The following is a 9,526-nucleotide window of genomic DNA, read 5'->3' on the forward strand; positions in this document are numbered from 1 at the left end:
TTGAAGGTCTGGGCGAAAGCGGCAGGAGTGAGAGACACTAGCAAGACAGTCATGGAGGCTATAGCGGTAAGAGGCCGTAGACCCAGCCAGGGCGAGTGCCTGTGTAGTCCCGGTGGCAGGCAACCAGGCGGAAAACCAGGAGGCCCGGGGCGGCTGGGCCAGCGGAAAGGCTCTTGAACACGATTGGATGAATGAACCCAATAGGTCTGGGTAATGGCCCTCATGAGGTCTCCCTCCCAGACCCCCGGGCGGCCACTACGGATTCAGACTTAAGGAACCTTCCCGAAGGAGGAATTGGCAGGAAACAACGAAGTGGGCGAATGCTACGAGGACCGATCCGCGACGTCAAGTGAAAATTTGCCTTGCCGACAGGGATTCGCTGAACAGATGAGCGTGCGCCGTGCCTTGACAGCTCCGGGGCGTCGCGGGATGATGCTTTCATGAGCCTTCAGGAGACGGCGCGGCAGCTTCCGGATGCGCCGGGCGTGTACCTCTTCAAGGACGCCCGCGGGCGGGTCGTGTACATCGGCAAGGCCCTTTCCCTCCGGAAGCGGGTGCAGACGTACTTCCACGCCGACGCGACAAGCGAGAAGGTCGCCGCCTTCATGCCCCAGGTCCGGGACGTCGAGGTCATCCTCACCGACAACGAACTCGAGGCCCTCATCCTCGAGAGCAACCTGATCAAGGAGAAGCGGCCGCGGTACAACGTGGTCCTCCGGGACGACAAGCACTATCCCTTCTTGAAACTCGACCTGAAGGATCCCTGGACCCGCCCGCAGGTTGTCCGGCGCATCAAGGACGACGGGGCGCTCTACTTCGGCCCCTACGTCCCGGCCGGGGTGATGTGGCAGACCCTCGGCGTCCTCAATAAGACCTTCCCCTACCGGAAGTGCCGGAACATCCAGGGGCGCCGCCTCTGCCTCGACTACCACCTCGGCCGCTGTCTCGGCCCGTGCGAGGGGAAGGCGGACCGCCAGGAGTACGACCGGGTGATCGAGCGGGTCCGCCTCGTCCTGGAGGGGAAGGACCGGGAGCTGGCGAAGGACCTCGAGCAGGGCATGGAGGCGGCGGCGGACCGGCTCGAGTACGAGCGGGCCGCCCGCCTCAGGGACCAGCTCTTCTCCCTGCGGCAGGCGACGGCGGGGCAGAAGGTCCTCTCCGCCACCGGCGAGGACCAGGACGTCTTCGGGCTGGCCCTGGAGGGGGGGGAGGCGCAGGCGGAGCTCCTCCTGGTCCGGGGGGGCAAGGTGGTGGGGCACGAGGCCTTCCCCCTGGGGAAGGCCGCTGGCGAGGCTCCCGGCACCCTCCTGGCCTCCCTCGTGAAGCAGTTCTACGTCGTGCGGCAGGGGATCCCCCGGGAGGTCCTGGTCTCCCACGCCCTCGAGGACCAGCCCCTCATCGAGGAGTGGCTGGGCCGGCGGGCGGGCGCGGTGGTGCACGTGCACGCCCCGCAGCGGGGGAAGAAGGCGCGCCTGGCCTTGCTCGCGGTGAAGAACGCCGCCCTCTCGCTCCAGCAGAGCCTCGGCTCCGCCCGGGGCCGGGAGGCTGCGCTCACAGACGTCCAGGCGCTCCTCAACCTCCCCCGCCCGCCCCGCCGGCTGGAGTGCGTGGATGTCTCCAACATCCGCGGCACCCACGCCGTGGCCGCCCTGGTCGTCTTCGAGGGGGGGGTGGCGCGGCGGGCGCACTACCGGCGGTACCGGATCAAGACCGTGACCGGGTCCGACGATGTCCGGATGATGGGGGAGGTCGTCCGCCGCCGTCTAGCCCGCCGGGCCGAGCAGCCGCTGCCGGACCTCCTCCTGCTGGATGGGGGGGTCGGCCAGCTCAACGTGGGCCTGCAGGTGCTGCGCGCGGCGGGCTGCCCCGACCAGCCGCTGGCCGCGCTGGCGAAGGAGCGGGAGGAGGTGTACCTGCCCGGGCGCGCCCGCCCCGTCGCGCTGCCCGAGGGGTCGCGGGCGCGCCACCTCCTGCAGCAGGTCCGGGACGAGGCCCACCGCTTCGCCGTCAGTTACCACCGGCGCGTCCGGGGGCGGGCCGCGGTCACGTCGATCCTGGAAGAGATCCCCGGGATCGGGGCGAAGCGGAAGGCGCAGCTCCTGGAGCGGTTCGGGAGCGTGCGGCGCCTCCGGGCGGCCAGCGTGGATGAGATCACGCGGGTCGGGGGGATCCCGCCCCAGGTGGCGGCGACGATCCACGACTTCCTGGCTGCGGTGGAGGAGGTCCCCGCGTAGGGGCGGCCCGGCGGGCCGCGCCAAGGGATCGCCGCCGGAAGGAGGGGACACGTGCGACGCCAGCCGGTCGAGACCCCGCAGGCCCCCAAAGCCATCGGCCCGTACGCGCAGGCGATCCGCGCGAGCGGCATAGTGTACACCTCCGGGCAGATCGGGCTCGACCCGGCCACCGGGGCGCTGGTCCCCGGGGGGATCGAGGCGCAGACCCGCCGGGTCCTGGAGAACCTGAAGGCGGTCCTGGCCGCTGCCGGCTCCTCGCTCGACCGGGTCCTGCGCGTGACCGTGTACCTGACCGACCTCGGCCACTTCCAGGCCATGAACCGGATCTTCGCCGAGTTTCTGGACGCCCACCGGCCCGCCCGCTCCACCGTCGGCGTGGCCGCCCTCCCGATGGGGGCGCTCGTGGAGATGGACATGATCGCCCTCTGCGACTGACGCCCGCGCGGCTCGTCGCCGACCCCTGCCCGTCCCTCCTCCTGCCACTTTTTTTGCGCGTTGCCATTGACAGGCGCGCCCTTTGCCTGTAAAAGACCACTATTGATCAACCCCAACTTCTGGCGGGCGGTGCAGACCAAGAAAGGCAGGGCGTGGAAGAGCTCTTAACGCTCCGGGAGGCCGCCAAGAAGCTCCGTGTGGCCGAGGTCACGCTCTACCGCCTGGCGCGGCAGGGGAAGCTCCCGGCGATCAAGGTCGGGGGCGGGTGGCGGTTCAAGCCCGAGGTCCTCGAGGCCTGGCTCGCGCACGGCGGGGCCCGGCGGGAGGCCCGGGTCCTCGTGGTGGACGACGATCCTGTCCTGCTCGACCTGGTCAGGGGCATCGTGTCGGGAGCCGGCTATACGGCGATCCCCGCCCCCGACGGGGAGCGGGCGATCGAGCTCCTGAAGGAAGAGCCCGCCGACCTCGTGTTCCTGGACGTCCTCCTCCCCGCCACGTCCAGCCTCGAGGTCTTTCAGAAGGCCAAGCAGCTCAACCCCCGCGTCACCGTCGTCCTGATGACCGGCTACCCGGATCATCCGGTGGTGGCCGAGGCGATGGCCCTCGGCCCCCTCATGCTGCTCCGCAAGCCCTTCGGCATCCCCCAGTTGACAGAGATCCTCGGGATGGTGTTCCGCACCTGAGGCAGGCGGGCCGATGGCCACCGCCCTTCCGACGCGGCTTCCTGACGGCGGCTGGGTCCTGGAGGCCGCTCCCTCCTTCATTTTCGCCTTCGCTCCGGATGGGACCCTGCTCCACCTGAACCGGGAGGGGGAGGCCCTGACCGGCTTCGACCGGGGGGAGATCGTGGGGGGCCCCTGGGAGCGCCTGGTCCATGCCACCCTGAAGGGGCGCATCACGGACCGGCTGCTCAAGCGCCTGGAGGAGGAGCGGATCGTTCGGGGCTACCCCTTCCGCATCGTCACGCGGGACGGCGCGATTCGGGACGTGGCCGCCAACTTTGCGTGGCTGCAGGATCCCCAGGGGGAGCGCGTGGGTGTGGTCGCGGTGGGGACCGACCTGACCGAGACCCGCCGCCTCGAGGAGGAACTGGGCCGGCAGAACGCGGAGCTGGCCCTCCTGAACGCCGTCGCCGAGAGCCTGGCCGCCTCCGCGGATCTCCTCCCCATGCTGGAGGGGGCGCTGACGCGGTTGCACGAGTCCCTGGATCTCGACGCCAGTGTCGTCTACCACCTGGAGCCGGGCACGGACGAGCTGCGGCTCCTGGCCAGCCGGGGTCTGAGCCAGACGGCGGCGCGATCGGTGGAGCGCCTGGCCCTGGGGGAGGGTTTCGCGGGTCGGGTCGCGGCCACGGGGGAGCCGCTGGCCGTCGAGGATGTGACCACGGATCCCCGCCTGGCCCGGCCGCTCCTGCGGGAGATCGGCCTGCGCGCCCTGCTCGTGGTCCCCCTGAGGGTCCGGGGGGAGGTCCGGGGAGCCCTCAGCGTGGCCAAGCGAGAGGCCGGGGCGTTCGGGGCAGAGGAGACCCGCCTGCTGACTGCAGTGGCCGGCCCAGTGGCCGTGGCGATCCAGAACGCCCGCCTCCTGAAGGATGCCCTCCGCTCCAGTCGGGATGTGGCCCACTTGCTGGAGGTCAGCCGGGAGATCAACTCGAACCTGGAGCTGACGGCAGTCCTGCGACGCATCGTGGTCCGCGCCGTGGAGCTGGTCGAGGCGGAGCGGGGCCTGCTCGGCCTCCTCGAGGAGGGGGTCATCCGCTTCCGGGAGCGGTGGGACGGGGAGGCCTGGCATGCCGCGGAGTTAACCTTCGCCCCCGGGGAAGGGATCCCGGGCTGGATCCTGGAGACGCGCCGGCCGGTCTTGAGCAATGCCGTGGCGGAGGATCCGCGGGCGCGCCCGGAAGTCGTGCAGGCGCTCGGGGTCCGGGCCGTGTTGGCCCAGCCCATCCTGAGCCGGGCGGGGGAGATCGTCGGCATCCTGGAGGTCCACAACAAGCGTGGGGGAGAGTCCTTCGGCCCCACCGACGGGCAGCTCCTGAGCCTGCTGGCGAACCAGGCGGCCATCGCGATCGAAAACGCCCGCCTCTTCGCCGGCCTCACGCAGCAGTCTGCCGAGCTGGAGGCGAAGGTTGGGGAGCGGACGGCGGCGCTTGAGGAGGCCAACCGGCTCCTCGAGCAGGCCAGCGGGCAGAAGAGCCGGTTCCTGGCGGCCATGTCCCACGAGTTTCGTTCACCGCTGAACTCCATCATCGGGTTCTCCGAAGTCCTCGCGGACGGGCTGGCCGGCCCCCTTGCCCCCAAGCAGGCCCGCTACGTGGAGAACATCCAACAGAGCGGCCGGCACCTCCTCCAATTGGTCAGCGACATTGTGGATCTCTCCCGGGTGGAGGCCGGGAAGCTCGACTTCCTCCGCGAGACCGTTGCCCTCCCGCCCCTCCTCGAGACGGTCCGGGAGATGGTGGAGCCTCTCGTCCAGGGAAAGGAGCTCACCCTGGCCCTCGAGGTCCCCCTGGATCTGCCCCCGCTCCTCGCCGACCCCGCGCGGGCCAAGCAGGTGCTGGTCAACCTCCTGAGCAATGCCATCAAGGTCACGCCGGCCGGCGGCCGGATCACGCTGACGGCGAGCCACCGGACCGGGGGGGAGGCCGGCGGCCGGGCCATGCTGGAGGTGGCGGTGGCGGATACGGGCGTGGGGCTGAGCCCCGAGGACCAGGCCCGCCTCTTCCAGGAGTTCCAGCAGGGGGAGGCCGGGGCCCGCCAGGAGCAGGGGGCGGGGTTAGGCCTTGCCCTGAGCAAGCGGCTGGTGGAGCTGCAGGGGGGGCGCATCTGGGTGGAGAGCGCGGGCCGCGGGCAGGGGGCCTGCTTCCGCTTCACCCTCCCCGCTGCGGAGCACCCCCGGGCCCGCCGCATCCTGGTGGTCGAGGACGAGCGGGTCTTCCTGCGGGCGGTGGAGGACCGCCTCCGGGAGGCCGGGTTCCTGGTGGAGACGGCGGAAGACGGGGAGAAGGCGCTGACCCGCCTGGCGGCGCATGTCCCCGACCTCCTCATCCTGGATCTGAGCCTCCCGCGCCTCGATGGCTGGGAGCTTCTGCGCCTACTCCGAGCTGAGCCGACCACGGCTTCTCTCCCCATCCTGGTCTTGACCGGCCTCGGCGTCGAGCATGCGGAGCGGAGCGTGGCCCTCGGGGCGAACGAGTTCCTCACCAAGCCCGTCTCCGGCACCATTCTCCTGAACACCGTCCGCGCCCTCCTGGAGACCGCCGCCCGCCGCTAGGGCAATCCTCAGGCGGGACGACAACCTCGATCGGGTGTGATAGATTTCAATGCCGCTCTTGGGAGCCACAGGATGGGGTCTGTTAAGATATCGATCACCATGGAAGAGCACCTGCTCCGCGAAGTTGACCGCTGGGTGGCTGAGGTGCGCTATCCGAATCGGACCCGGGCGATTCAGGCCGCGGTTCGGGAGAAGCTGGAGCGCGCCCGCAGGAGACGCCTGGCCGAAGAGGCGACCAAGCTTGATCCGAAGGAGGAGCGGGCGTTGGCCGAGGAAGGATTCACCGCCGGGTCACAGATGTGGCTCGCATACTGAGGGGGGGAGGGGGGAGAGCCTCAAACTGCTGAAACCCTCCGGCGTGGATATCACCCAGGTCCGCACCCTCTCGACAGAACGCCTCGGACGCAATCTGGGAACGGTTTCACCGGAAGAACTCGCCCGGGTCACCGATGGACTTTTTGAACTCGTCGGGTAGGTCTCGCATGGCCTCGCAGCGCGTCACCCTTCGGTAAACCGGCCCGGTTGCCCGCCCCCCTCCTTCCCGGTAGAATGCCTGCGTCAGGGCTCCGTGAAGTGGATGTGTGGGAGTGCGACCCATGGCCACCGCTGGCTTCGCCACCACCGACGGCACCGCCGCCTACCGCGCGCGATTCGCGGCCGCGATCCCGCCCGCGCATTTCCGCGACTTCGGCGGCCTCTCCCTGTCCAGCATCGGGCTCGGGACCTACCTGGGGGAGCCGGACCCCGAGACGGACCGGCTGTACCGGGGGGCGGTCATTCGGGCCGTGGGCCTCGGGTGCAACGTCATTGACTCGGCGATCAACTACCGCTTCCAGCGGAGCGAGCGGGCGGTGGGGGAGGCCCTGCGGGCGCTCTTTGCGGACAGGGGATTCCGGCGGGAAGAGCTAGTGGTGGCTACTAAAGGGGGATACGTGCCGTTTGACGGCGGCTACCCGGCGAACCCGGGTGCCTATTTCACGGAGACCTTCGTGCGGCCCGGGGTGGCGCGGCCGGAAGACCTCGTCGCGGGCTCCCATTGCATGACGCCGGCCTACCTCAAGCACCAGCTCCGCCGGAGCCTCGAGAACCTCGGCCTCGCCTGCGTGGACATCTACTACCTGCACAACCCGGAGCAGCAACTGGACGAGGTGCCGCGGGGGGAGTTTCTCGGGCGGATGCGGGCGGCGATGGGCGCGCTGGAGGAGGAGGCGGCGGCGGGGCGGCTCCGGGTATACGGCACCGCCACCTGGAACGGCTACCGGGTGCCTCCGGACGCCGGGGGGCATCTGAACCTCCAGGAGCTCACCGGCCTGGCGCGGGAGGTGGCGGGGGAGGGTCATCACTTCCGGGTCATCCAGCTCCCGCTGAACCTGGGGATGCCCGAGGCCCTGGTGCATGCGACGCAGAAACTGGACGGGGAGCAGGTGCCGGTGCTTGAGGCGGCAGCCGGTCTGGGAATCTACGTGATGGCGAGCGCCTCCCTCCTGCAGTCCCGCCTGACCCGCGGCATGCCCCCGTTCCTCGCCGAGGTCCTGACGGGCCTCGAGACCGATGCCCAGCGGGCCCTCCAGTTCGTCCGCTCGGCCCCGGGGCTCGGGACGGCCCTGGTGGGGATGAAGCAGGAAGCGCACGTCGTGGAGAACCTGGCGACCGCCCGGGTGCCGCCCGCGCCGCCGGCGCAGTTCGAGCGGCTGTTCACGAAGGGGAACTGAGGGGGAGAAGGGCAGCATGCCCACGGCGGATAGCGCCACGGCGCGGCAGATCACGGTGGATGGCCAGCAACGGCTGATGACCATCCGCTGGGGGGATGGCCACGAGAGCGTCTACCCCTTCGACCTCCTGCGGAAGGAGTGCCCCTGCGCGCTGTGCGGTGAGGAGCGGCGAAAGCGGGCCGAGCAGCAGAAGAAGGGGGGGCTCAGCCTCGCCGTGATGCAGGGGCCGATCGTCCGGGTCGGGGACGCCCAGGTGACGGACGTCCAGAAGGTGGGGCACTACGCCCTCAACTTCACCTGGCAGGACGGGCACAAGACCGGGATCTACACCTACGACTTCCTCCGGTCCCTGTGTCCCTGCCCGGCCTGTGCGGGCGGAGGCGCGGGATGACGGACCCCTTCGAGGGTGAAGAAGAGCTGCCGCCGGTCTCGGTGGAGGAGGCCGTGGCGGAGGTCCGGCGCTGGCTCGACGTGGAGCGGGTGGACCCGGAGCAGATCTTCGCCATGGCGGACGCCCGGACGATCTACTACAAAGATTTAATCCCTCTCCTGGAGGCGGGAGGGGAGGACAGCCGCCTCATCCGGTTCGCCATCACCCGGGGCCGGGCGATTCGCCGGGCCCGCGGGACGCCAGGGATGCTCCGGATCACCCCGCCGGGGAAACCCGGTGGGGAGTGAGGGAGGGGCCGGGGAGGAGGCGCGGGCCGCGGTGGTGGCCGCCCGGGACGCCTTGCGGGGTGTCCTGGCGGAGGTGGACGCCTATCTGGGGACGCTTCGGCCCGTGCTGGGGCGGGAGATCCGGCAGATCTTCGACCGGGAGCTGACGGCTGTCTCGGAGGCGGTGCGAGCCCTGGAGCGGGCGCTCCAGGCGCTGGCCGAAGGGGCGGCGGGCGGGGGGAAGCGGGACTAGGGTTTGGCGGCCGCCTCGATCTGCTTCGCCAGCGCGATGTCCTTCTCGGTCACCCCGCCGGCGTCGTGCGTCGAGCAGGTGAAGGTGACGCGGTTGTAGTTGATGACGATGTCCGGGTGGTGGTTGGCCTTCTCGGCGGCCTGCGCCACCTTGTTGACGAGGGCCATGGCGGGCCCGAAGCCCTTCAAGGTGAACTGCTTCGTGATCGCGTTGTTCCCGAACTTCCACCCCTGCAGGTCCTGGAGCTGCTGCTGGATCTGGTCCAGGGACAGTCGGGCCATGGCTTCCCCCTTTCCTCCGGCCTGGCTCTCGCCTCCTTTCGCCCCGCGATTCTAGCCCAGGCCCCGCCGCCTGCCCAAGGGAGAAACGCCGCGCTCCCTCCACCACCGGGCCGTGGGCTCTCGCAATTTGGGCTCGGCTAAGCCGCGCTCGGCTGGAGAACCGGCTACCTCCCGATGACCCGGGGGGAGGCCAGCCTCTCCTTCCGCCTCCTTACCCGCCCCTACGAGAAGGCCAGCCTCATCATCACGGCCAACAAGAGCTTCGGCGACTGGGGCGAGATCTTCAACGACCAGGTCCTGGCTACCGCCATCCTCTGATCGGCTGCTCCCCCACGCCACCACCTTGAACCTCAAAGGCGAGAGCTACCGCCTCAAGGAGAAACGGCAGGCCGGGCTCCTCGGGAGCTCCCCCGAGCGGAAGGAGGGGACGCCCCCGTCCAAGGACCAATCCCGGCAAGGGGTAACGCTCGGGAGACGCAAGGATCTGACACCACCGAACAAGGGACACCGTGACTTCCTGAAAAGGGCACAAAAGAAAATCCTGTTGACATGCGCATCGAGTCTTCCGGAGCTGACCTCCCCGGGCCTTCTGGATACTGTCCCTCGCACCAGCGCCGCAGCCCCCCGCGCCCCCGTCCCGCTGGCTGCTCGAAGGTTTCCGGAATTGGATACTCTGCCCCC

At 69.9% G+C, this 9,526-nt stretch carries 10 protein-coding genes and 1 pseudogene; 10 read left to right on the forward strand and 1 reads right to left on the reverse strand.

Annotated elements, in window-relative coordinates; genetic code table 11:
• Window positions 1–440 precede the first annotated feature (440 nt).
• From uvrC to VGT06_08025, 9 genes are all read left to right on the forward strand, one after another.
• Complete coding sequence (uvrC, locus tag VGT06_07985; GenBank protein HEV8663061.1) at window positions 441–2,234, forward strand: excinuclease ABC subunit UvrC; 1,794 nt, start codon at window positions 441–443, stop codon at window positions 2,232–2,234.
• A gap of 51 nt (window positions 2,235–2,285) precedes the next feature.
• A complete protein-coding gene (locus VGT06_07990; protein ID HEV8663062.1) occupies window positions 2,286–2,669 on the forward strand; it encodes a RidA family protein in 384 nt (127 codons plus the stop codon).
• 152 nt (window positions 2,670–2,821) lie between these two features.
• Entirely contained in the window at window positions 2,822–3,352 is a 531-nt protein-coding gene (locus VGT06_07995; protein HEV8663063.1) for a response regulator, read from the forward strand.
• Between the two features lie 13 nt (window positions 3,353–3,365).
• A complete protein-coding gene (locus VGT06_08000; protein HEV8663064.1) occupies window positions 3,366–5,942 on the forward strand; it encodes a GAF domain-containing protein in 2,577 nt (858 codons plus the stop codon).
• A 72-nt stretch (window positions 5,943–6,014) separates the two neighbouring features.
• A complete protein-coding gene (locus tag VGT06_08005; GenBank protein HEV8663065.1) occupies window positions 6,015–6,257 on the forward strand; it encodes a ribbon-helix-helix domain-containing protein in 243 nt (80 codons plus the stop codon).
• Between the two features lie 281 nt (window positions 6,258–6,538).
• Complete coding sequence (locus VGT06_08010; protein ID HEV8663066.1) at window positions 6,539–7,654, forward strand: aldo/keto reductase; 1,116 nt, start codon at window positions 6,539–6,541, stop codon at window positions 7,652–7,654.
• 16 nt (window positions 7,655–7,670) lie between these two features.
• A complete protein-coding gene (locus VGT06_08015; protein ID HEV8663067.1) occupies window positions 7,671–8,045 on the forward strand; it encodes a DUF971 domain-containing protein in 375 nt (124 codons plus the stop codon).
• On the forward strand, window positions 8,042–8,332 hold the full coding sequence (locus VGT06_08020; protein ID HEV8663068.1) for a hypothetical protein: 291 nt from the start codon (window positions 8,042–8,044) through the stop codon (window positions 8,330–8,332). The genes VGT06_08015 and VGT06_08020 overlap by 4 nt, the downstream gene beginning before the upstream one ends.
• The gene (locus tag VGT06_08025) at window positions 8,322–8,564 is read left to right on the forward strand and encodes a hypothetical protein (GenBank protein HEV8663069.1); all 243 of its coding nucleotides are present in this window, start codon (window positions 8,322–8,324) and stop codon (window positions 8,562–8,564) included. Before VGT06_08020 ends, VGT06_08025 begins: the two co-directional genes overlap by 11 nt.
• Here the strand turns inward: VGT06_08025 and VGT06_08030 are convergent.
• The gene (locus VGT06_08030; GenBank protein HEV8663070.1) at window positions 8,561–8,845 is read right to left on the reverse strand and encodes a 4a-hydroxytetrahydrobiopterin dehydratase; all 285 of its coding nucleotides are present in this window, start codon (window positions 8,843–8,845) and stop codon (window positions 8,561–8,563) included. The genes VGT06_08025 and VGT06_08030 overlap by 4 nt on opposite strands.
• Window positions 8,846–9,007: 162 nt before the next feature.
• On the opposite strand from VGT06_08030, the pseudogene VGT06_08035 reads away from it, so the two are divergent.
• Window positions 9,008–9,245: pseudogene (locus tag VGT06_08035) on the forward strand (ATP-binding protein).
• Window positions 9,246–9,526: the final 281 nt, after the last annotated feature.

Source organism: Candidatus Methylomirabilis sp., from assembly GCA_036000645.1.
In the GTDB taxonomy this organism is placed as follows: domain Bacteria; phylum Methylomirabilota; class Methylomirabilia; order Methylomirabilales; family JACPAU01; genus JACPAU01.

Excerpts from the sequence above, each read along its gene's own strand:
- VGT06_08015 (HEV8663067.1), top strand. The coding sequence starts at position 7,671 with ATGCCCACGGCGGATAGCGCCACGGCGCGGCAGATCACGGTGGATGGC.
- VGT06_08020 (HEV8663068.1), top strand. The coding sequence starts at position 8,042 with ATGACGGACCCCTTCGAGGGTGAAGAAGAGCTGCCGCCGGTCTCGGTG.
- uvrC (HEV8663061.1), top strand. The coding sequence starts at position 441 with ATGAGCCTTCAGGAGACGGCGCGGCAGCTTCCGGATGCGCCGGGCGTG.
- VGT06_08010 (HEV8663066.1), top strand. The coding sequence starts at position 6,539 with ATGGCCACCGCTGGCTTCGCCACCACCGACGGCACCGCCGCCTACCGC.
- VGT06_08005 (HEV8663065.1), top strand. The coding sequence starts at position 6,015 with ATGGGGTCTGTTAAGATATCGATCACCATGGAAGAGCACCTGCTCCGC.
- VGT06_08000 (HEV8663064.1), top strand. The coding sequence starts at position 3,366 with ATGGCCACCGCCCTTCCGACGCGGCTTCCTGACGGCGGCTGGGTCCTG.
- VGT06_08030 (HEV8663070.1), bottom strand. The coding sequence starts at position 8,845 with ATGGCCCGACTGTCCCTGGACCAGATCCAGCAGCAGCTCCAGGACCTG.